The organism is Streptomyces sp. NPDC034670 (assembly GCF_055574875.1).
This window is the reverse complement of record NZ_JBVITR010000019.1, coordinates 79,281-101,512: the sequence shown is the minus strand read 5'-3', so window position 1 is coordinate 101,512 and position 22,232 is coordinate 79,281. Positions and strand designations below refer to the sequence as shown.

Below are 22,232 nucleotides of genomic sequence, written 5' to 3'. Positions count from 1 at the left end.
AGGAAGGCGGACCCGCGGAGCGGGTGGGCGCGGGGAGGGGTGAGGCGGCGCCGTCAGTTGTCCGGCGAGCGGAGCACCCTCAGGTGGCCGCGGCGCGCGACCTCCATGGGGTCGGCGGCACGAGCCCCGCCCGCTCCCGCCGCCCGCTCCTGGGGCCGGGCGGCCTCGCGCACGGCGTTCGCCAGCGCTTCCAGGTCGTCCCCGCTGGGCTGGGCCGGGGCCGAGCCGTCGAGGAGGCGGACGACCTCCCAGCCGCGCGGCGCGGTGAGGCGCTCGGAGTGCTCGGCGCACAGGTCGTAGCAGTGGGGTTCGGCGTAGGTGGCGAGCGGGCCGAGGACCGCGGTCGAGTCGGCGTAGACGTACGTCAGCGTCGCGACGGCGGGACGGCCGCAGGCGGTGCGCGAACAGCGACGTACAGGGCTCACGATGTTGGACGGTACCGCACTCTTGAGCGGGCCGCGACGACTCTCCCCCAGGTCACTCCCCCGTGTCGCGATGTGAAACGTCCCACACGTCCGTGCGGGCGCACCTTGCTGACCTGGTCCGACGCCCGCGTTCGGGCGGCCGGACCGTGCTGGTCCCGGTCACCGGTTGGTACAAATACCGTCAAACGGCTTGAGATCACCGGTCTCGGAGAGATACGGAATCGAGCCCAAGCTTGGCTGGAATGGTCAGGTGGTGACATGCCGTACGGGACGGCCCGAAGGCGTGTGGGGGCCGGGCGGGCGGGACCGGTGCCGACTACCCTGCACAGTGATGGACAGCCCCGTGACGCCCCGTGCCGCCGCCCCCGGGCCCCGACGCCGTGACCGCCACGGCCGGGGCATGCGCGGCCCGATCGCACCGCCCCAGGTGCCGCTCGCCGCCAGCCGCGCGGAGACCTTCGCGGACCTGGTCCAGGATTCCGTGGACCGGTTGGAGCGGCGGTGGCCGCAGCTCGCCGACATCGACTTCCTCGTGCTGGAGGTGCCGCGGCTGGACGGGTCCGGGCCGGGCTGGAGCGACGAGGCGGTGCCCCTGGGCGGGACGGTGCCCGCGCGCGGGGGGCGCCCCGCGCGGGTGGTGGTCTACCGCCGGCCGGTCGAGATCCGCACCAAGGGACGCGACGAGCGGGCGGCGCTGGTCCACGAGGTCGTGGTGGAGCAGGTGGCGGACCTGCTCGGGCTGACGCCGGAGACCGTGGACCCCCGGTACGGGGAGGACTGACGGGGCGCGGCCGCCCCGTGTCCTGTCCGCCGCGCACCCGCCGCGCACCCGTCTCCGCCCGCCGGTCGCTTCCCGCCGGTCGCTTCCGGCCGGTCACTTCCGGCCGGTCACTTCCGGCCGGTCACTTCTGCAGGACCGACAGGTCCTCCTCCGCCTTCGGCACCGCCACCGTGCCGCGGTCGTCCGCGAGGGGCTGGACGGTGAAGGCCGGGACGTCGTCCTCCGTCACCGTGAGGGTCCGGGAGGCGTAGACGGGGGTGTCCGACTGGGGCTCGACCGTGAGGGCGTAGGTGCCCTTCAGGCCGTCCGGCACGGGGACGTCGACGTGCTGCGTGGTGCCGGACTTGATCGTGTACGTCTCGGACGCCGGCGTGCCGCCCTCGGTGCCCGCCGAGGCGGTGACCTTGATCTTGGCGGTGCCCTCGGGGGCGGTCACCGAGAGGACCGTCCCCTCGGCGGTGTTGCCGGCGGACGTCGCACGGGCGCCGACCGGTCGCGCGGCCGGGATGAACGCCGACTCCCGGGCGTCGCCCTCGCCGCGCAGCACGCGCACGGCCGCCACGACCGGCACGGAGCCGTCCGTGGACGTCAGGACCAGGGAGCCCGCCTCGCCGCGCGTGAGGTCGCCCAGGTCGACGGCGGTCGTCATGCCGCCCTTCACGTGGAGCGTCTCGTGACCGGCGGGGGTGATCAGGCCGGAGGGGGAGGCGAGGCGCACCTTCAGGTCGGCGTCGGTGCCGCCGGGGGTGAAGGCGACCAGGCGCACGGCGGTGGCGTCCTTCGGGATGCCGGGCAGGACCAGGCTCCCCGCGGGATCGGCCGACGCGGCCAGCCAGTCGCCGCCCAGCTCGTCGTCCAGGGCCTGCACGGCCGCGCCGACCCGGCCGCTGCGGACGACGACGTGCACGGTCACGTCGGTCTGCTTCTCCTCGGTGAGCGTGGACAGCAGGATCGGCTCCGTGGAGTGCGGCCGGACCCTGATCCCCTCCCCCACCACCGTCTCCAGGGCGCCGTCCTTGCCGTAGAGCTCGATGTCCACCACCGCGGCCGAGTCGTCGGGGTTGGTCAGGTGGACGTAGTCGGTGCGGGCGGTGTCGGTGCTCGCGCCCGGGAACCAGAACTCGGTGTCCGGTGCGGTGCAGGTGACGCCCTGCAGGCCCCGGCCCGTGCCCGCGGCGACCTCGGTCGTCTGCTGCACGGTCCAGCCGGGCGCGAAGCGGCCGTCGGCGGTGCCGACGAGCGCGGGCGCCTCGCCCCCGGTGGTGCTCCCGGCGGCCGGCTTGCCGGGCTCCTCGGGTTCGAGGACGGGTTCCTCGGGCTTGTCGCCCTTGGTGTCCTTGCCTCCCTTGCCGCCCTTGTCGTCCCCGCCGTCCTCGTCGCCCTCGGTGCTCCGGGCGTCCTCATCGCCCTCGTCGCCCTCGGCGTCCTGCTCGTCGCCGGTCCCGGCCTCCGGACCGCCCGCCGCCCGGAGTTCGGCCCCGCCCTTGCCCTCCGTGCCCTCCGTGACCGGGGTGAAGGACGTGTACGTGGTCTCGGCGAGGTCGGAGGTGCTGGGCGGCGGGCACAGCAGGCTCGTGCGCTCCACGGGCAGGCGGGCCGCCGCCCCGGCGGTGCGGTCGGGGGCCGCGGGATCCGGCGCGGACAGCGCGGCGAAGCCGGTGACGGCGGCGAGCGCGGTGGCCGCCGCGATCAGGGACAGGGTGGTGCGGTTCACTGCTGGCTCCCGTCGGGACGCTCACTGCCCGTGCCGTGGGGGTCGTACGGCGTGTCGTGGCCCTGTGCGTAGGTCTGGTCGTAGCCCTGCCCGTACGTCTGGTCGTACGTCTGGTCATACGTCCGGTCGTACGGCGTCTGCGGGGACGGGGTGCCGTAGGCGTACGGGTCGTACGGGCCGTCCTGGTAGGGGGCCTGCTGGTACGGCGTGCCGTAGGCGTCCGTCGCGTACTGCTGGTACTGCCCGTCGGTGTGGGCGGCGCCGGGTCCGGCGTCCGCGTGGGCCGCGGCGTCCCACGCCCCGTGGTCGGGCTGGTGCGGGACGGACGCCGGGTGCTGCTCCGGCGGGGCGGGGAACTCCTCCCCGCCGTCCGCCTCCCCGGCGTCCGTCTCCCCGGCGGCGGTCCCGGCCTCGGCCTGGGCGCGCAGGCGGCGGGCGCGGCGTCCCTCGCCGGCGAGTGCCTCGGCGGGGACGGCGGGCTCCTCGGGCAGGTCGTCGTCGACGTCGCGGCGGCGGCCGGGCAGGGCCATGACGACGAGGACGACGGCGAGCAGGCCCTGGGCCCACAGCCAGGCGGTGTGGGTGACCGGGGCGTCGTAGGTGACGTCCAGCCTGCCGCCGGAGGCGGGGAGCTCGAAGCCCTGGGCCCAGCCGTCGACGGTGGTGCCGGGCAGCGGCTTGCCGTCCAGGGTGGCGGTCCAGCCCTCCGCGGCGGAGTCGGCGAGGCGGAGGATCCGTCCCCCGCCGCCGCCCGGGATCTCCGTGTGGATCTCCACCGGCCCGGCGGCGACGGGCCGGGGCTCGCCCCCGTCCCCCTCGGCGGGGACGATGCTCGCGCGGGCGACCTGCCGGTCGACCCGCCACAGCGCGCCGCCCGCCTGCTGGCTGAGCCGGGTCAGGCCGGGGGTGGCGTCCAGGACGCGGGCGACCTCGCGGGGGGCGCCCCGGTGGACCAGGACGTAGCGCACCGCGAACCCGCCGAGCTGGTCGGCCTGGTCGGCGCCGGAGCCGGCGACGAGGTTGGCGACGACCTTGTCGAGCCGGGCGTTCCCGCCGGCCGACGCGGCGGTCTCGGCGTCGCCCATGCGGGCGCCGGAGCCGCGGACCAGCGTGTAGCGGACGCGGGCGGCGGAGTCGCTGTCGAGGACGAGGGTGCGGGCCTGGTCGCGGGTGGCGCTCTCCTCGGCGACGAACGCGGGCACCTGGACGGGGTCGCGCCGCTCCACGGGCCCGTCGGCGCCGCGGATCATCCAGCCGGCGGCGGCCAGCAGCGGGCCGACGGCGCAGGCGAGGGCGATCAGCACGGCGACCGGCTGGCGCCAGCCGAAGCTCTGCTCGGCGACCCGCGCGCGTGCCCCGTCGGCGCCGAGCGCGGCGGCGGCCAGGACGGCGAGGCCGTAGACGAGGGTCGCGGGACCGGCCCAGGCGGAGGCGTTGGACAGGACCGCGAAGACGAGGCCCGTCAGGGCGGCCGCCCAGGCGGCGAGGACGGCCGTCCGCCGCTCGGCGCGGAGCAGGGCCGCGAGGGCGGCGAGCACGAGGCCGAGGAGCAGCGGGCCGCCGACCGTGCCGGGGCCGCCCGGGCTCGCGCCGAGCAGGTCGAGGGCGGAGGCGGCGGAGGGACCGTACTCCAGGCCGGCTTCCCGGAAGAAGCCGAAGGGGAGGAGGGAGAAGGACCAGGGGGCGAGGACGAGCATCGGCGCGCCCAGCTGGGCCAGGAAGCGCGGCGCGTACGCCGCGAGGTCGGTGCGGCGCAGGGCCAGCACGCCGAGGCCGAGGACCAGGGCGACGGGCCACACGATCGGGGTGAACGCGGTGGCCACGGTGAGCAGCAGCGCGTACGCCCAGGTGGCGCGCCAGCTCCCGCGGACGCCGTCCGGGTTCGCCAGGCCGCTCGCGGCGACGCCCGCGCGGGCGATCAGGGGCAGCAGCACGGCGAGGACGGCGGTGCCGATGCGGCCGCCGGCCAGGGCGCCGGTGGCGGCGGGCAGGAAGGCGTAGGCGACGGCCGCCCACGCGCGCAGCAGCCGGGACTCCACGAGCGGACGGGAGGCGAAGTACGCGGTGAGGCCGGCCAGCGGCACCGAGCAGACGAGCAGGATCGTGACGGCGAGGCCGGTGGAGCCGAGCAGCAGGGAGGCGAAGGTCGCCACGACGGCGAGGTAGGGCGGCGCGGATCCGGTGCCGCCGGCGCCCACCGTGTGCCAGGCGTCGGTGTAACGCGCCCACAGGTCACCGGAGTCCGCGGGTACCGGCAGCAGGGCGCCGCCGGCGAGCGCGCCGCCGCCGAGGAGGGCGCGGCAGGCCGCGAGGGAGACGAGCAGCAGCACCAGGAAGAGCACCGGCGCGGGCTTGCGGGCGATGCGCTTGAGCCGGGCGAACTGCTCGACCTCCAGGAAGTCGGCGTCGTCGCCGCCGGGCCCGGACTCGACGGCGCCGCCGTGCCGCCCGGCACCGGAGGCGGCCTCGGGGTCGGAGCGGCCCACGAGGTTGCCCGCGACCTGCTCGACGGTGACGCGGACGGTCGCGCCGGGCGGCGGGAACAGCGCCCGCAGCTCGCCCTTGTCGATCTGCGGGCTGCCGCGGCGGCGGCGTCCGGCGAGGATCCGTTCGGGCCGCAGCAGGACGCCCATGAGGCCGCGGATCTCGTCGACGGCCTGTCCGGGGACCTTGCCGACGAGGTGGGCGAGGGTGCGCAGCAGCGTGCCGAGGACCAGGCGCAGCAGGACCCAGGGCAGCGCGGCGGTACGGGTGTTGACGAGCAGGGTGTAGACGGCGCCCGCCTTGTCCACCTTGTGCGGGGAGGCGGAGGTGCGGCCCACGCAGTCGACGGTGCGGCGCTCGCGGGAGGCGGCCTCGGCGTGCCGGACGACCGCGTCGGGGGCGACGAGGACCCGGTAGCCGGCCGCGTGGGCGCGCCAGCACAGGTCGACGTCGTCGCGCATGAGGGGCAGGTGGCGGTCGAATCCGCCGAGCTGTTCGTAGACGTCGCGGCGGACGAGCATGCCGGCGGTGGACACCGACAGCACGGGCCGGACGTGGTCGTGCTGGCCCTGGTCCTGTTCGCGGCGGTCCAGGCCGGTCCAGCGGCGCCCGGAGTTGGCGATGGAGACGCCGACCTCCAGGAGCTGCCGGCGGTCGTACCAGCCGCGGAGCTTGGGTCCGACGACGGCCACGTCCTCGCGGCCGAGTGCGTACTCGTTCTCCACGACGCGCAGCATCTGCGCCAGTGCGTCGGGGGCGGGGGCGCAGTCGTCGTGCAGCAGCCACAGCCACTGCACCGGCTCGCCGTGCGGGAGTTCGGGCAGGTCGTAGGCGTCGTCGCGCCAGCTGCGGGTGGCCGGGTCCCAGCCGCTCGGCCGCTTCAGGTAGGGCAGTTCCTCGGGGGTGAGGACGGGCGCGCCCCGGTGGCACTCCTCGACGGCCTGGCCGAAGCCGGTGCGCCGGGCGAGGTGCAGCACCCGGTCCTCGCCGAGCGCTTCGGTGACCAGCCGGGCGGAGTCGTCCGCGCTGCCGGTGTCGGCGCCCATGGCGAACTGGACCGGGCGCTCCTGGGCGAGCAGCCCGGCGAGCGCCTCGGGCAGCCAGCGGGCGCCGTCGTGGGAGACGAGGACCGCGGTCACCACGTGACGCGGGAACTCAGGGTGAGGAGCAGCGGCGTCTTGGCGGGCTGCCGGGTGGCTGTGCACGGACATCGAGGTACGGGCCCCGGTTCGGTGGACTGCGGGGACGCCCGCGCCCGAGGAGGGCGGCGGGGCGTCGCGGACGAGCGACCACACTATCGGCAGTTCGAACGGGGCGGTGCGGAGCGTCTCGTCGGGGGGCGGTGGCCGGGCGGCGGCGGGCACGGTGGCCCGCCGCCCGGGGGGCGCCCCACCCGCGGCGGTCCGTGGGTGACGTGCGCGCGGAGGTGGTGCGCGCAGGGAAGTGGTGTGCGCGGGAAGGCGATGCGCGTGCGGCGGCGTGCGTACGGCGGCGGGGCGCCGTGCGTCAGACCGCGGCCTTCTTCAGCCGGCGGCGCTCGCGCTCGGACAGGCCGCCCCAGATGCCGAAGCGCTCGTCGTTGGCGAGGGCGTACTCGAGGCACTCGGAGCGGACCTCGCAGGCGAGGCAGACCTTCTTGGCCTCCCGGGTGGAGCCGCCCTTCTCCGGGAAGAAGGACTCGGGGTCGGTCTGGGCGCACAGCGCGCGCTCCTGCCAGCCGAGTTCCTCTTCCGCGTCGTCGACCAGCAGTTGCTGCACCAGCTCGGTCATGTGCGCCCCTCGTCCGTCTTTCGCGTCCCCGTGATGTAGCCGTTACCGATACCGGCTGAACGACACGAGTGAAATTACAAGTGTGCTGCTCCGGGCGAGTCAAGCCGAGATCTGCTATTGGGCCCCTTATTCACTCTGCGGAACCAAGGCCGAGCGGAAAGTGTTCAAATCACCCTAAACCTTGACACGCGGAGGGGGCTCGCCAGGGCCTCCGGACCCGCGCAGAGCCTCCGCGGGGTGGACGCCCGGGATTTCGATCCCGTCCCGACACCCACGCCCGGGCGACCCGGATCACGGTCCGATCACAGGATCGCAACGGCGCCCGGCGCGCCCGGTCGTGCGCACCTTGTGTCCCGTGAACCGTCTGAGCAAACCTTTCACCCGGGAGATGAACCGGATGAGGTGAACCATGTCCCACATTCCGGGCGTCAAGTTGACAGTGGAGGTGTGAGCCGGTGTCCTAAGGGGCATGCTCGCGAACTCGGCGCTCACCCCGACCCGGCCCGCCGGGTTCCCCGGTGCTGCCCGCGCTCGCTGTAGCTGTTGCTGTTCCGGCCGTTGAGCCCTCCTCCCCGCTTCGAACCTCCTCGAACGGGAGCCACCCCGCCGCTCCGGCCGCCGCCGGGCCACCCGCCGCCCGGCCGTCGTCTCCCCCGCTCCGACCGGGGCGCCCCCTGCCGCCGCCCGTGACCCGGGCGTCCGCGGCGCGACACCCCACCCCTTCTCCGCCGAGGAACCACCGCACCCATGAACAGCGACAGCGACCTGCAGATCGCCGGCGACATCCTCGAAGTCCCCCACCTGCTCCAGGCGCCCCGCGAACACCCGGCCACCGTCGCCGAGTTCGTCGGCCTGGCCCGTTCCATCGCCGCCGACCGCTCCCAGTGGGAGCACCTCGTGCGGTACGACGCGACCAGCCGCTGGTACCACCGGCTCCGCACGGGCCCCCGCGCCCCCGGCTCCGCACGGGCGGGGGAGAACCCCGCCGGCTACGAGGTGTGGCTGCTGTCCTGGGTGCCCGGACAGGGCAGCGGACCGCACGGCCACGGCCCCTCCTCCGGTGTGATGACCGTGCTGGACGGCGCCCTGACCGAGCGCACCGGGCGCGGCACGCGCACGCTGACGGCGGGCTCCCAGCACGTGTTCGCGCCGGGCCACGTCCACGAGGTCGTCAACGACACGCTGGAGCCCGCGGTCAGCCTGCACATCTACTACCCGGGCCTGACGGAGATGCCCCCGCACCCCGCTCGCCGCGAGGCACGCACGGCGCCCGGCCCCGTGACCGCCTGACACACTGTTTCCATGCGCATTGTGGTTCTGGCAGGCGGCATCGGCGGTGCCCGTTTCCTGCGCGGTCTGAAGCGGGCCGTGCCGGACGCGGACATCACGGTCATCGGCAACACCGGGGACGACATCCACCTCTTCGGGCTGAAGGTCTGCCCGGACCTCGACACGGTGATGTACACGCTCGGCGGCGGCATCGACGAGGAGCAGGGCTGGGGACGGGCCGAGGAGACCTTCCACCTCAAGGAGGAGCTCACGGCGTACGGCGTCGGCCCGGACTGGTTCGGGCTCGGTGACCGGGACTTCGCCACGCACATCGTGCGGACGCAGATGCTCGGCGCCGGCTACCCGCTGAGCGCCGTGACCGAGGCGCTGTGCGACCGCTGGAAGCCGGGCGTGAAGCTGATCCCGATGACCGACGACCGCGTGGAGACGCACGTCGCCGTCACGCTGCCCGACGGCGACCCCGCCGCGGGGGCCGGCGAGCGCAGGGCGATCCACTTCCAGGAGTACTGGGTGCGGCTGCGGGCCTCGGTGCCGGCCGAGGCGGTCGTGCCGGTCGGCGCGGAGCAGGCGAAGCCGGCCCCGGGCGTGCTGGAGGCGATCGCCGGGGCCGACGTGATCCTCTTCCCGCCGTCCAACCCCGTGGTGTCCGTCGGCACGATCCTCGCCGTGCCCGGCATCCGGGAGGCGATCGCCGACGCGGGCGTGCCGGTGGTCGGGCTGTCGCCGATCGTCGGGGACGCGCCGGTGCGCGGCATGGCCGACAAGGTGCTCGCGGCGGTCGGCGTGGAGGCCACGGCCCCGGCGGTGGCCGAGCACTACGGCTCCGGTCTGCTGGACGGCTGGCTGGTCGACACGGTCGACGCGGCCTGCGTGGAGCGCGTCGAGGCGGCCGGTATCCGCTGCCGGGCCGTACCGCTGATGATGACCGACGTCGACGCGACCGCGCGGATGGCGCGGGAGGCGCTGGCGCTGGCGCAGGAGGTGCGGGCGGCGTGAGCGGCGTGCGCACGGCGTCCGGCGGCTACCGGGTGTGGGCCGTGGCGGGCCTGCCCGAGGTCCGGCCCGGCGACGACCTGGTCAAGCTGATCGCGGCCGCCGCACCGGACCTGGCCGACGGCGACGTCCTGCTGGTCACCTCGAAGATCGTCTCCAAGGCCGAGGGCCGGATCGTCGAGGCGGCCGACCGGGAGGCCGCGATCGACGCGGAGACGGTGCGCGTGGTGGCCCGGCGCGGCTCCCTGCGCATCGTCGAGAACCGGCAGGGCCTGGTCATGGCCGCGGCCGGGGTCGACGCCTCCAACACCCCCTCCGGCACGGTCCTGCTGCTGCCCGAGGACCCGGACGCGTCCGCGCGGGCCCTGCGCGAGGGCCTGCGCGACGTCCTCGGCGTCACGGTCGGGGTGATCGTCACCGACACCTTCGGCCGCCCCTGGCGCGCGGGGCTCACGGACGTCGCGATCGGCGCCGCGGGCGTCCGCGTGCTGGACGACCTGCGCGGCGGCACGGACGCGCACGGCAACCCGCTCGGCGCCACGGTCGTCGCCACGGCCGACGAACTGGCCGCGGCGGGCGACCTCGTCAAGGGCAAGGCGGCCGGACTGCCCGTGGCCGTCGTCCGCGGACTGCCGCACCTGGTGGGCCGGGACGACGGCGAGGGCGCGCGGGCGATGGTCCGCGGCGCGCGCGACGACATGTTCCGCCTCGGCACGTCCGAGGCCGTGCGCCGGGCGGTGACCCAGCGGCGCACGGTGCGGTCCTTCACCGACGAGCCGGTCGACCCGGGGGCGGTGCGCCGCGCGGTGGCCGCGGCGGTGACGGCCCCGGCGCCGCACCACACCACGCCCTGGCGCTTCGTCCTGCTGGAGTCCCCCGGGTCCCGCACCCGCCTCCTGGACGCCATGCGCGACGCCTGGATCGCGGACCTGCGCCGCGACGGCAGGTCGGAGGAGTCCATCGCCCGGCGCGTCCGGCGCGGCGACCTCCTGCGCAACGCGCCCTACCTGGTCGTGCCGTGCCTGGTCATGGACGGCTCGCACACCTACGGGGACGCGCGGCGGGACGGCGCGGAGCGGGAGATGTTCGTGGTCGCCGCGGGCGCCGGCGTGCAGAACTTCCTGGTCGCGCTGGCCGGGGAGCGGCTGGGCTCGGCCTGGGTGTCGTCGACGATGTTCTGCCGGGACGTGGTCCGCGAGGTCCTGGACCTGCCCGCGGACTGGGACCCGATGGGCGCGGTGGCGGTCGGCCACCCGGCCGGGGAACCCCGCCCGCGGCCGGAGCGGGACGCGGGCTCCTTCATCGAGGTGCGGTGAGCCCGCCCCGCGGGCGCCTACCCTCGTAGGGGCCCACCGGCGCCCTCCGCTCCCCCTTCCGTCCCCTGGAATCCCTCGTGGCAGGACGTTTCGCCCCCCGGCCCGCTCGCGCCACCGTGCGCGGCGGGCACATGCCCGTGCCCGCGGGGGCGCCCCGGCGGCCCCCGGCCCCCGAGCGGGTGCGGACCTGGGTGCCGCAGGGGCCGCTGGACCTCGGCCTGGTGCTCGGACCGCTCAGGCGCGGGCCCGGGGACCCGACGTTCCGCGCCCTGCCGGACGGTTCCGTGTGGCGGGTCTCCCGGACGCCGGCCGGGCCCGGCACCCTGCGGGTGACGCAGCGGGCCGGACAGGTGCGGGGGCAGGCGTGGGGACCGGGCGCCGACTGGCTCCTGGACCGCCTGCCGGAGCTGCTCGGGGCGGCCGACGACCCGTCGGCCTTCGTGCCCCGGCACAGGCTGCTGGCGCTCACCCGGCACCGGCGCCCGGGACTGCGGCTGACGCGGACCGGGCTGGTGCTGGAGTCGCTGATCCCGTCGGTCCTGGAGCAGAAGGTCACCACCGGCGAGGCGTACCGGGCGTGGCGGCTGCTGGTGCGGAAGTACGGGGAGCCGGCGCCCGGGCCCGCGCCCGAGCGGATGTCGGTGATGCCGGCGCCCGGGACCTGGGCGCTGATCCCGTCCTGGGAGTGGCACCGCGCCGGGGTGGACGACAAGCGGGCGTCGGCGGTCCTGCGGGCGGTCCGCGTCGCCGCGCGCCTGGAGGAGGCGGCGGGGATGGATCCGGCGGCGGCGCGGGCGCGGCTGGAACTGGTGCCGGGGATCGGGCCGTGGACCTCGGCGGAGACGGTGCAGCGCACCCACGGGGCGCCGGACGCGGTCACCGTGGGGGACCTCCACCTCCCGGGGATCGTGGGCTGGGCCCTCGCCGGGGACCGGTACGCGGACGACTCCGTGATGCTGGAGCTGCTGGAGCCGTACGCGGGGCAGCGGCACCGCGCCGCGCGGCTGATCCTGCTGAGCGGGAGGGTGCCGGAGCGGCGGGCGCCGCGGATGCCGTACGGGGACATCGGGCGGCTGTGAGGCGGGCCGGGGCCGTGCCCCGGCGTCGCCCCGGCGCCCGCCCTCCCCACGGACGGCCGGGCCGTCGCCGGTCCTCCCGCCCTGCCGGCTCCGCCGGTCCTCCAGGTCCTGCCGGCCCCCAGGTCCTCCTGGTCCTCCCGGTCCTACTGGTCCGAGGAGAACCGCACCGCCCCCTCCGGGATCCTCGCGTCGCACCACACCCGGACGCCCTCCCGCAGTTCGTTGCGCGCGCCGACGACCGCGCCGTCCCCTATCACCGTCCCGGTGAGGACCGACCGCTCGCCCACCCGCGCCCGCGTCCCGATCAGCGAGTCGGTGACGACCGCGCCGGGCTCGATGACCGCACCCGGCAGGATCGTGCTGCCGAAGACGCGCGCGCCCTCCGCCACGAACGCGCCCTCGCCCACCACCGTCCCGCCCGCGAGTTTCGCGCCGGGCGCCACGGTCGCCGTCGGCAGGACCAGCCGGTCGCCGCAGCGGCCGGGCACCGCCGGGGACGGGGCGCGGCCGAGCACCAGGTCCGCCGAGCCCCGCACGAACGCCGCCGGGGTGCCCAGGTCCAGCCAGTACGTGGAGTCGACCATGCCCTGGAGGTGGGCCCCGGCCGAGAGCAGTCCCGGGAACGTCTCCCGCTCCACCGACACCGGCCGGCCCGCCGGGATGGTGTCGATCACCGAGCGGCGGAAGACGTACGCCCCCGCGTTGATCTGGTCGGTGACGATCTCCTCCGGGGTCTGCGGCTTCTCCAGGAACGCCAGCACCCGCCCCGTCCCGTCCGTCGGGACCAGTCCGTACGCCCGCGGGTCCGTCACCTTCGTCAGGTGCAGCGAGACGTCCGCCCCCGTCGCCCCGTGCGTCCGCACCAGGGCCCGGATGTCCAGTCCCGTCAGGATGTCGCCGTTGAAGACCAGCACCGGCTCGTCCGGTCCCGAGTGCAGCCGGGACGCGGCGTTGCGGATCGCGCCGCCCGTGCCGAGCGGCTCCTCCTCCGTCACGTACTCGAGGTGCAGCCCCAGCGACGAGCCGTCGCCGAAGTGCGGTTCGAAGACCTCGGCCAGGTAGGACGTGGCCAGGACGATGTGCTCGACGCCCGCCGCTTCGGCTCTCGCCAGCTGGTGCGTCAGGAAGGGCACTCCGGCCGCCGGGACCATGGGCTTGGGCGTGTGCACCGTGAGCGGACGCAGCCGTGTTCCCTTGCCGCCGACCAGGAGGATCGCTTCTGTCACCTGTCGTCTCTGCTTCCTGCCGGGACCGGCCGAACCGTCTTTCGGCCGGACAGTGTACGCAGACCGTTCCACCGCACGTGCGACGGCCGTGCCCCCGGCGGGAAGGAACGGCAGGACCGGCTCAGCGGCCCTGGTGACCGGCCGCCCCGGAGCGTACGGAGCCGAGCCCGCCGTAGAGCTTCCCCCCTGGGCACGCGGTGCTGAACCCGTCCCGGTGACCGGAGATCACGTGCAGTCGCACCTTCTCGTCCTTCCGGTAGAGGTTGCCACCGCCGGACGTGAGGTATGTCTTCCCCTCCGGGTTCACGCCGTGCAGTCCGAGCTTCCACGCGGTGAGCCGGGCGATGCCCTCTACCGCGGCGGCCGACGGCTCCTCGGGGCCGTGCGAGCCGATGACCGCGACGCCCGTGGTGTCGCCGTCGAACCCGAGGGCGTGGGCGCCCAGGACGGGCTTCGCCACTCCCCCGGCCCGGCCCTCGTGGACCTTCCCGCACTTGTCGACGAGGAGGTTGTGGCCGAGGTCCCGCCACCCCATGCTCGCGACGTGGTGGCGGTGGATGCCGCGGATGACCGAAGGGGCCTGCGCACACGTGTAGTCGTTGCCGGTCGCGGTGTGGTGCACGAAGGCCGCCCCGACCTTGCCGGTGTACGTGAACCCCTCCGCCCGCAGGCTCTCGTCCGCCCCCCAGCCCGGCCCGCGTGACGATGGCGGGCCGCGGCCCGGTGTACGGTCCGGCCCGTCCGGCCGCCCCGGTCCCGCGCGGGGCGAGGTGTTCCCGCCGGGTCCGCTCACGGGTCAGCGCCGGGATCTCGGCGGCGCCGGCGCGGGTCCGGCCCGGGGGCGCGGCCGCCGCGGTGGCGGGCGGAGCGGGCGGGAGGGACAGGGCGGCGGCGCAGGTGACGCCGAGGGAGGGAACGAGAATTCCACGCATACCCCTCACCCTGAGCGCAGTCAGATGAAGATGCTCATCGCGGACTTGACGGGGCATCGGGGAGGTGTGCCCCGAACCGGTGCTCCGGACGCTCGGTGCGCGGCGGCGGGGCCGCGTACGCTTGCGCGGGTGAACGCCACCGATCGCACCCCCGCCGACCTGCTGGGGTCCGCGCTCGCCGCGGACCCGGGACGCCCCCTGGTGACCTTCTACGACGACGCCACGGGCGAACGCGTCGAACTGTCCGTGGCCACCTTCGCCAATTGGGTGGCCAAGACCGCGAACCTGCTCCAGGACGAGCTGTCCGCCGAACCGGGCGACCGGGTGGCGCTGCTGCTGCCCGCGCACTGGCAGACGGCGGTCTGGCTGCTGGCGTGCGCGTCGGTGGGCGTGGTCGCGGACGTGGCCGGGGAGCCGGCGGCGGCCGACGTCGTGGTGAGCGGTCCCGAGGCGCTCGAGGCGGCGCGGGCGTGCCCGGGCGCGCGGATCGCGCTGGCGCTCAGGCCGCTCGGCGGGCGCTTCCCGCAGCCGCCGGAAGGCTTCGCCGACTACGCCGTCGAGGTGCCGGGGCAGGGCGACCGGTTCGTGCCGTACGCGCCGGTCGACCCCGAGGAGCCGGCGCTGATCGTGGCGGGGCGGGAGTTCACCGGGGCGGAGGTGGTCGAGCGGGCCCGGGCGGAGGCGACCGGGCTCGGCCTGACCGGACCGGGCTCGCGCCTGCTGTCGGGGCTGCCGTACGACACCTGGGAGGGCCTCAACGCGGGTCTGTACGGGCCGCTGGCGACCGGCGGCTCCGTGGTGCTGTGCCGGAACCTGGACCGCCTCGGGGAGGAGGCCCTGGACCAGCGGGTGGAGAGCGAACGGGTCACGGCCATCGCCCGGTAGCGGCACGCCGCGGGCCGTCTTCCGCCCGCCGCCGGCCCCGCCCGCCCGGACCGGACGCCTTCCGGAACCACCCGTCCGCCCCGCCCCGTCCCCCGTCCGGCGCAGCACCGCCCGCCCCGCGCCGTCCCGCCGGGGCATCGTCGGAGCAGCGGCGCGCGCCGCGCACCGCACGCGTCGCGCGCGCCGTACGCCGTGCGCCGTCGCGCTCCCGTACGCAGCGAGGGGTGGACCCGGCCGTGAGCGACACCGCAGGGGGACCCTCCGGGCCGCCGGGGGCCCGGCGCACCCTCGGCCCGGGGGCGGGCGCCTCGGCGAGCGGACCGGGGCGGGCCCGGCGCCGGCGGCGGCGCCGGGCCCTCGGCACCGGGCTCACGGCCGCCGTCGTGCTCGTCGCGGCCGCCGGGGCCGGGTGGGCGGTGTACCTGAAGCTGGACGGGAACCTCACCCCGGACGAGGCGGCCGCCGCCGAACTCGCGCGGTTCGAGGGGGAGCGGCCCGCCGCGCGGGTGAAGGGCGCCCGGAACATCCTGCTGATCGGCTCGGACTCGCGCTCCGGGGAGGGCAACCGCCGTTACGGGCGGGACACGGGGACCGAGCGGTCCGACGTCGCGATCCTGCTGCACCTGCGGGCGGACCGGCGCGGCGCCACCGCGGTGTCCGTGCCCCGGGACCTGATGGTGGAGGTGCCCGGCTGCCTGCACCGGGACGGCAGCCGCACCGCGCCGGCGTTCGCGGCGTTCGGCACCGCCTTCGAGCGGGGCGGGTCGGCCTGCGCCGTCCGCACCGTGGAGAAGCTCACGGACATCCGCGTCGACCACCACGCCGTCGTCGACTTCCACGGCTTCAAGGAGGTGGTCGACTCGGTCGGCGGCGTCGAGGTGTGCCTGCGGGAGCCCGTCGACGACGAGGCGGCCGGACTCAGCCTGCCCGCGGGCCGGGTGACCCTGGACGGGGAGCGGGCCCTCGGCTACGTCCGGGCCCGCAAGTCCCTCGGCGACGGCAGCGACACCGGGCGGATGGAGCGTCAGCAACGCTTCCTGGGGGCGCTCGTCGACAAGGTGCGCGGCAATGGCGTTCTGCTGAATCCGGTGAAGCTGTATCCCGTTCTGGACGCGGTCACTTCCTCGCTCACGACCGATCCGGAGCTGGCGAGCTTGCGCAGTTTGTACGAACTCGTCCGCGGGCTGCGGAACATTCCCACGGAACATGTGCAATTCCTGACCGTTCCGCGGGAGCCGTACGTTCACGACGCCCATCGCGACCAACTCGCGGAGCCCGCGGCGGGGGCACTGTTCGACCGGCTGCGCAGGGACGTTCCGGTGACGGTCGCACAGGACGGCGAACGCGGTCCGGCCGTGGAAAACGGGGGCGGCACGCCGTCCGCGAAAGCGGCCGAGGAAAGCACGGACAGTGAGGGGGAGAACACGGAAAAGGACGGCGCGGAGCCGCCCGGAGACGCTTCCCCGGCACCGGTCTTCTCCGGCGGCACGGCCGCCGAGGACACCTGCATGTAAGGCCGGACCCGGGGAAACTGTGGCACGGAGAACTCCCGTCCATGGAAATGGGTGAATTGCCCAGGTGTGAGGACGTGGAATATCTCACCGCCGTCGCCTGAAGTCGATCCGTGCCGTTAGTGTGAGCCGATCCGGTGCGTCCGTTCCCTCGGGGTCCTCCCGAGACCGCGCACTGTGTGACTGAGACCCGAGCGCCTTGGGAGGGGAAAGGCGCCGCGTGGCCCCGACGGAGGATTCAGGCGACCGTGGACGCGCAAAGCCGTGGGCGGGCGGACAACATCGACCCCGCAGACCAGTGGGTGCTCAACCCGGACACCGGTGAATACGAACTGCGACTGGCTCCTTCCGCAGCGCAGTCACCGGTTCCCGGTCCTCGCAGGTCCCGTTCCTCCGGTGCGGGCGCGGCGCGCGGCCGTACGGCGGCGCCCGGGCGCGCACCGGAGCGTCCCGGCCGCGAGACGCCCGGCCGGGGGGCACCGGACCGCGAGGCGCAGCCGCGCAGGCGCCGGAGCACACCGGAGGAGCCGCCACCGGGGCGGCGCGGGCGCCGGCCGGCGAAGAAGTCGAAGGCGAAGAAGGTCCTGATGTGGACCGGCGGCACCATGGCGTTCGTGGTGCTCGCCACCGCCGCGGGCGGCTACCTGTACCTGAAGCACCTGAACGACAACATCACGTCCCTCTCCGACGACGGGGCGAGCACCGGCGGCTTCAGCAAGGACAAGGCCATCAACATCCTGCTGATCGGCACCGACAAGCGCACCGGCGAGGGCAACGGCAGCTACGGCGACAAGGACAGCGCCGGGCACGCCGACACCACGATCCTGCTGCACGTCTCCAAGGACCGCACCAACGCGACCGCGCTCAGCATCCCGCGCGACCTGATCGTCGACATCCCCGACTGCCCGACGCAGCAGGCGGACGGCACCGAGAAGATCATCCCGGGCACTCCCGGTGCCCGCTTCAACGAGAGCCTCGGCCAGAACGACCGCACGCCCAGCTGCACCATGCGGACCGTGACCGAGCTGACGGGCATCACGCCGGACAACTTCATGGTGGCCGACTTCAACGCGGTCAAGACCCTGACCACGGCGGTGGAGGGGGTCGAGGTGTGCCTGGCCAAGGACATCGACGACCCGAAGTCGCACCTGAAGCTGCCCAAGGGCACGCACACCATCGAGGGCGAGGAGGCCCTGGCGTTCGTGCGCACCCGGTACTCGGTCGGCTCGGGCGGCGACCTGAGCCGGATCGGGCTGCAGCAGCAGTTCCTGAGCGCGCTGATGCGCAAGCTGAAGTCGAACGACACCCTCACCAGCCCGTCGAAGATGATCAAGCTGGCCGAGGCCGGCACCGAGGCGCTCACCGTCGACTCCCAGCTGAACAGCATCAACAAGCTCAAGGACCTCGGCCTGGAGCTCGGCAAGCTCAACGTCAAGAACATCTCCTTCACCACGGTTCCGGTGGTGGACAACCCGGCGGAGAGGGTGAAGGCGACCGTCGTCCTCGACCAGGCCAAGGCCCCCCAGATCTTCGAACTCATCAAGAACGACGTGTCCTTCACCGAGGTCGAGAAGCAGAAGAAGCAGAAGGAGAAGGCCGCCGTCGCCGCCCGGCTGGAGGGCGAGAAGGCACCCGCCTCCGAGGTCCGCGTCCAGGTCCTCAACGGCGGCGCACCGCCCGGCAGCGCCCAGGGAGTGCTCAACTGGCTCCAGGTCGAGCAGGGCGTCACCAAGTCCGAGAACGCCGGCAACGCACCCGAGGACCTGAAGAAGACCACCCTCGAGTACGCCCCCGACCAGGCCGCCCAGGCACGACGCCTCGCCGACATCCTGGGCCTGTCCGGATCGGCCATGAAACCCGGCGAGAGCGTCACCAACGCCCAGGGCCTGCCCGCCATGACCCTCACCCTCGGCGAGGACTTCAAGGGCGCCGGCACCTCCCTCACCCCACCCGACAAGGCACCGGACGACATCGAGAAGTCCACGGCCGACAAGGTCCAGTGCGCCGGCTGACACCCCGACCGACCACACGACGGGGAACGCACGGCCCGGGAGCGGGGAATTCGTCACCGGCGCCGCCCCGGCGCCGACGGGACGGATAATGTGAGCGTCGAAGTGCCCCGGCCGCGCGGGGCCCTCCCGGCGTCGCGCACGGCGGTGCCCGTCCCCGCGGGCGCCCTCGGGAAGGGGGCGGCGCCGCATGGCCCCGACGGAAGGTTCGAACGACCGTGGACGCGCAAGGCCGTGGGCGACCGGAGGGCGTGGATCCCGCAGACCGGTGGACCCTCAACCCGGAGACCGGCGAGTACGAGCTGCGGCCGGACCCTTCCGCGTCCCGCTCGGACGTCCCCGGTCCCCGCGGGCCCGCACCGCGCGGCACGGATGACGCCGCGGGCGGCCGCACCCGGATACCCGGCCGTGCGGTGCCGCCGCAGCGCGGGCGCCGGGACGCCCCCGGGACCGGGCGGCGCGGCCGCCGGCCGGCCCAGCGGAAGCCGAGGGCGAAGAAGGCCCTGCTGTGGACCGGCGGCGCCATGGCGTTCGTGGTGCTCGCCACCGGCACCGCCGGCCACCTGTACCTGAAGCACCTCGAGGGCAACGTCACCACGACCGACGTCGGCGGCGCGGGCAGGGGCGACTTCAGCAAGGACGAGGCCTTCACCATCCTGCTGATCGGCACCGACAAGCGCACCGGGGCGGGCAACGAGGGCTACGGCGACAAGGACAGCGCCGGGCACGCCGACACCACGGTCCTGCTGCACGTCTCCGAGGACCGCACCAACGCGACCGCGCTCAGCATCCCGCGCGACCTGATCGTCGACATCCCCGACTGTCCGACGCAGCAGGCGGACGGCACCGAGAAGGTGGTCCCGGGCCTGCGGGGCGTCCGCTTCAACCGGAGTCTCGGGGAGAGCGGCCGGGACCCGGGCTGCACCATGCTCACGGTGGAGCGGGCCACCGGCATCCCGGTCGACCACTTCATGATGGCCGACTTCAACGCGGTCAAGACCCTCACCGCCGCCGTGGGCGGTGTCCCGGTGTGCCTCGAACACCCCGTGGACGACGAGCAGTCGAAGCTGCGGCTGCCCGCCGGCGAGTCGAAGGTCGCGGGCGAACAGGCCCTGGCCTTCGTCCGCACCCGGCACAGCTTCGGCAACCAGGGCGACCTCGACCGGATCAGGGCGCAGCAGCACTTCCTGGCCTCGCTGATGCGCGAGATGTCCTCCGGTGACACCCTCACCAGCCCCGCCAAACTGGTGAAGCTGGCCGAGGCCGCCACGGAGGCGCTCACCGTGGACACCGGCATCGGCACGGTGGGCACGCTCAAGGACGTCGCCCTGGAACTGAAGAAGGTGCCGACGAAGAACATCTCCTTCACCACGGTTCCGGTGGTGGACAACCCGGCGGAGAGGGTGAAGGCGACCGTCGTCCTCGACCGGGCCAAGGCCCCCCAGATCTTCGAACTCATCAAGAACGACGTGTCCTTCACCGAGGTCGAGAAGCAGAAGAAGCAGAAGGAGAAGGCCGCCGTCGCCGCCCGGCTGGAGGGCGAGAAGGCACCCGCCTCCGAGGTCCGCGTCCAGGTCCTCAACGGCGGCGCACCGCCCGGCAGCGCCCAGGGAGTGCTCAACTGGCTCCAGGTCGAGCAGGGCGTCACCAAGTCCGAGAACGCCGGCAACGCACCCGAGGACCTGAAGAAGACCACCCTCGAGTACGCCCCCGACCAGGCCGCCCAGGCACGACGCCTCGCCGACATCCTGGGCCTGTCCGGATCGGCCATGAAACCCGGCGAGAGCGTCACCAACGCCCAGGGCCTGCCCGCCATGACCCTCACCCTCGGCGAGGACTTCAAGGGCGCCGGCACCTCCCTCACCCCACCCGACAAGGCACCGGACGACATCGAGAAGTCCACGGCCGACAAGGTCCGGTGCGCCGGCTGACACCCCGACCGACCACACGACGGGGAACAGCCGGAACTCGTTGAAACCGGTTTGATCTCGGAGGGCAACTGACGGGCCCGTCGTGCGTCTAACAGGACGCGGGACGGGCCCGTTCCACGACACGAGGAGTTGCCCGGGGTGGGAAGGACGTGGCAGTGACACAGAACGCCGTGCGGGCGGCGCTCCGCGACGACCGGAAGGAGCCGGACGGGGACCCGGACGGGCATCCGGGCGGGAACCCGCCCGACGGCGGTGACGTGCCCGCCCCCGGCGCGGAGGCCGGCCGGCGCCCGCGCCGCGGGCGCCGGCTGCTCAAGTGGTCCGCGGCGGTGCTCGCGCTGCTCATAGCCGGCTCCGCGACGGCCGGTTACCTCTACTACCGGCAGCTGAACGACAACATCAGGAGGGACCCGCTGCACCTGGGCGACAGCAAGGCCGCCAAGCCGACGCCGAACGCCGCCGGGCAGACCCCGCTCAACGTCCTCCTCATCGGATCCGACGCGCGGGACACCGAGGAGAACCAGCAACTCGGCGGCGCCCGCGAGACGTTCGGCTCGACCCCGCTGGCGGACGTGCAGATGCTGGTGCACCTCTCCGCCGACCGGACCAACATGTCCGTGATCAGCATGCCCCGCGACACCCTGGTGCACATCCCCAAGTGCACCGACCCCGACGACGGGACGGTGTACCCGGCGAGCGTCGGGCGGACGATGACCAACCAGAGCCTCGGCCGCGGCGGCCCCGGCTGCACGGTGGCCACCTGGGAGGAACTCACCGGCATCCACATCGACCACTTCGTCATGGTCGACTTCGCCGGGGTGGTGTCCATGGCCGACGCCGTCGGCGGCGTCCCCGTCTGCGTGGACGCCAACATCCACTCCCGCGACAGCAAGGGCCACGGCTCCGGGCTGAAACTCCCCGAGGGCACCCACCCGGTCAAGGGCGAGCAGGCCCTGCAGTGGCTGCGCACCCGGTACGGCTTCGAGGACGGCAGCGACCTCGCCCGCGCCAAGGCCCAGCACATGTACATGAACTCGCTGGTCCGCCAGTTGCGCGAGAACGCCACCCTCAGCAACCCCAACAAGCTGCGCCGGCTGGCCGAGAAGGCCACCGAGGCGCTCACCGTCGACCCCGGGCTCGGCACCGTCAAGGAGCTCTACGACCTGAGCACCGAGCTGCGCAAGGTGGAGCCGGAGCGCATCACCATGACCACGATGCCCAACCGCTACGTGGGCGCCCGCGTGGAACCGACCGAGGACGCCGAGAAGCTGTTCCGGCTGGTGCGCGAGGACATCGCCCTGGACGGCAGGGACGAGAAGCCGCGGAGGAAGCAGGAGACGGCCCCGGCGGACCCGGCGGCCGACGACGCCGAGATCGCGGTCCAGGTCCGCAACGGCACCCGCACCGACACCCTCGCCCCCGCCTCCGGACGCGCGAACACCGTCGCCGGGCTGCTGAGGGACCAGGGCTTCACCGGTGCGTCCGCCGACACCGCCGGCTCGCCCGGCGAGAAGCGGACGGTGGTGCGCTACCCGAGCGCCGACCTGGAGGGCGACGCCCGGCGCGTCGCCGAGGCGCTCGGCATCCCGGCGAGCGCGGTGGAACGGTCCACCGAGGTCTCCGGGGTCACGCTGGTGGTGGGCGCCGACTGGCGCGAGGGCACGGCCTACGAGGCGCCCGAGGAGGACGACGCGACCCCCGAGTCGGCCCACGCCCTCAACGGAGCGGACGACAAGGCCTGCATGCGCGTCGACCCGTCCTTCAGCTGGTGAACCGCGGGGGCCCCGCCCCGGGCCGGGGGGGGCCCGCGGGGGCGACGGGGTGGGGGGGCCTGTTGTTCGTGGGGGGAGCTGTTTGCGTCTGGGAGAGGGACGTCTTTGCCAGCG

At 74.6% G+C, this 22,232-nt stretch carries 15 protein-coding genes and 1 pseudogene; 10 read left to right on the top strand and 6 right to left on the bottom strand.

Annotated features, from left to right (window positions below):
• Positions 1-53 precede the first annotated feature (53 nt).
• Positions 54-476 carry a DUF3499 domain-containing protein gene (locus ACZ56B_RS15855; protein ID WP_468790197.1) on the bottom strand — a complete coding sequence of 141 codons (423 nt, stop codon included), beginning with the start codon at positions 474-476 and terminating at the stop codon, positions 54-56.
• 280 nt (positions 477-756) lie between these two features.
• Here ACZ56B_RS15855 and ACZ56B_RS15850 point away from each other — a divergent pair, with 280 nt between their 5' ends.
• Complete coding sequence (locus ACZ56B_RS15850) at positions 757-1,206, top strand: metallopeptidase family protein (protein WP_468790177.1); 450 nt, start codon at positions 757-759, stop codon at positions 1,204-1,206.
• Between the two features lie 121 nt (positions 1,207-1,327).
• Here the strand turns inward: ACZ56B_RS15850 and ACZ56B_RS15845 are convergent, their stop codons facing one another.
• The 3 genes from ACZ56B_RS15845 to ACZ56B_RS15835 all read right to left on the bottom strand — a co-directional run bounded on the left by ACZ56B_RS15845 (position 1,328) and on the right by ACZ56B_RS15835 (position 7,174).
• Positions 1,328-2,920: a DUF5719 family protein gene (locus tag ACZ56B_RS15845; protein WP_468790175.1), complete on the bottom strand. Its 1,593-nt coding sequence runs from the start codon at positions 2,918-2,920 to the stop codon at positions 1,328-1,330.
• Positions 2,917-6,615 carry a glycosyltransferase gene (locus ACZ56B_RS15840; RefSeq protein ID WP_468790173.1) on the bottom strand — a complete coding sequence of 1,233 codons (3,699 nt, stop codon included), beginning with the start codon at positions 6,613-6,615 and terminating at the stop codon, positions 2,917-2,919. Before ACZ56B_RS15840 ends, ACZ56B_RS15845 begins: the two co-directional genes overlap by 4 nt.
• A gap of 295 nt (positions 6,616-6,910) precedes the next feature.
• Positions 6,911-7,174, bottom strand: coding sequence for a WhiB family transcriptional regulator (locus ACZ56B_RS15835; RefSeq protein ID WP_103542468.1), 264 nt, complete (start codon positions 7,172-7,174; stop codon positions 6,911-6,913).
• Positions 7,175-7,921: 747 nt separating this feature from the next.
• On the opposite strand from ACZ56B_RS15835, the gene ACZ56B_RS15830 reads away from it, so the two are divergent.
• The 4 genes from ACZ56B_RS15830 (at position 7,922) to ACZ56B_RS15815 (ending at position 11,852) form a co-directional block, all read left to right on the top strand.
• Positions 7,922-8,464: a cysteine dioxygenase gene (locus ACZ56B_RS15830; protein ID WP_468790171.1), complete on the top strand. Its 543-nt coding sequence runs from the start codon at positions 7,922-7,924 to the stop codon at positions 8,462-8,464.
• 12 nt (positions 8,465-8,476) lie between these two features.
• On the top strand, positions 8,477-9,460 hold the full coding sequence (cofD, locus tag ACZ56B_RS15825) for a 2-phospho-L-lactate transferase (protein WP_468790169.1): 984 nt from the start codon (positions 8,477-8,479) through the stop codon (positions 9,458-9,460).
• Positions 9,457-10,773, top strand: a complete 1,317-nt coding sequence (locus tag ACZ56B_RS15820) for a coenzyme F420-0:L-glutamate ligase (protein WP_468790167.1) — start codon at positions 9,457-9,459, stop codon at positions 10,771-10,773. The genes cofD and ACZ56B_RS15820 overlap by 4 nt, the downstream gene beginning before the upstream one ends.
• A gap of 77 nt (positions 10,774-10,850) precedes the next feature.
• The gene (locus ACZ56B_RS15815) at positions 10,851-11,852 is read left to right on the top strand and encodes a DNA-3-methyladenine glycosylase family protein (protein ID WP_468790165.1); all 1,002 of its coding nucleotides are present in this window, start codon (positions 10,851-10,853) and stop codon (positions 11,850-11,852) included.
• A gap of 143 nt (positions 11,853-11,995) precedes the next feature.
• On the opposite strand, the gene manB is transcribed toward ACZ56B_RS15815, so the two are convergent.
• Together manB and ACZ56B_RS15805 are read right to left on the bottom strand one after the other, a co-directional pair.
• Positions 11,996-13,078, bottom strand: coding sequence for a mannose-1-phosphate guanylyltransferase (gene manB, locus ACZ56B_RS15810; protein WP_468790163.1), 1,083 nt, complete (start codon positions 13,076-13,078; stop codon positions 11,996-11,998).
• A gap of 121 nt (positions 13,079-13,199) precedes the next feature.
• Positions 13,200-14,052, bottom strand: a pseudogene (locus tag ACZ56B_RS15805) (peptidoglycan recognition protein family protein); the annotation flags it as partial.
• An 87-nt stretch (positions 14,053-14,139) separates the two neighbouring features.
• Between ACZ56B_RS15805 and ACZ56B_RS15800 the strand changes: the two are divergent.
• The 5 genes from ACZ56B_RS15800 to ACZ56B_RS15780 all read left to right on the top strand — a co-directional run bounded on the left by ACZ56B_RS15800 (position 14,140) and on the right by ACZ56B_RS15780 (position 22,118).
• Positions 14,140-14,895 carry a TIGR03089 family protein gene (locus tag ACZ56B_RS15800; RefSeq protein ID WP_468790162.1) on the top strand — a complete coding sequence of 252 codons (756 nt, stop codon included), beginning with the start codon at positions 14,140-14,142 and terminating at the stop codon, positions 14,893-14,895.
• A 236-nt stretch (positions 14,896-15,131) separates the two neighbouring features.
• Positions 15,132-16,409 (top strand): LCP family protein, encoded by a 1,278-nt coding sequence (locus ACZ56B_RS15795; protein ID WP_468790161.1) that lies wholly within the window; start codon positions 15,132-15,134, stop codon positions 16,407-16,409.
• A 245-nt stretch (positions 16,410-16,654) separates the two neighbouring features.
• Complete coding sequence (locus tag ACZ56B_RS15790; protein ID WP_468790159.1) at positions 16,655-18,418, top strand: LCP family protein; 1,764 nt, start codon at positions 16,655-16,657, stop codon at positions 18,416-18,418.
• A 215-nt stretch (positions 18,419-18,633) separates the two neighbouring features.
• The gene (locus ACZ56B_RS15785; protein ID WP_468790157.1) at positions 18,634-20,346 is read left to right on the top strand and encodes an LCP family protein; all 1,713 of its coding nucleotides are present in this window, start codon (positions 18,634-18,636) and stop codon (positions 20,344-20,346) included.
• Positions 20,347-20,501: 155 nt separating this feature from the next.
• A complete protein-coding gene (locus ACZ56B_RS15780) occupies positions 20,502-22,118 on the top strand; it encodes an LCP family protein (protein WP_468790155.1) in 1,617 nt (538 codons plus the stop codon).
• The last annotated feature ends 114 nt before the right edge of the window (positions 22,119-22,232 follow it).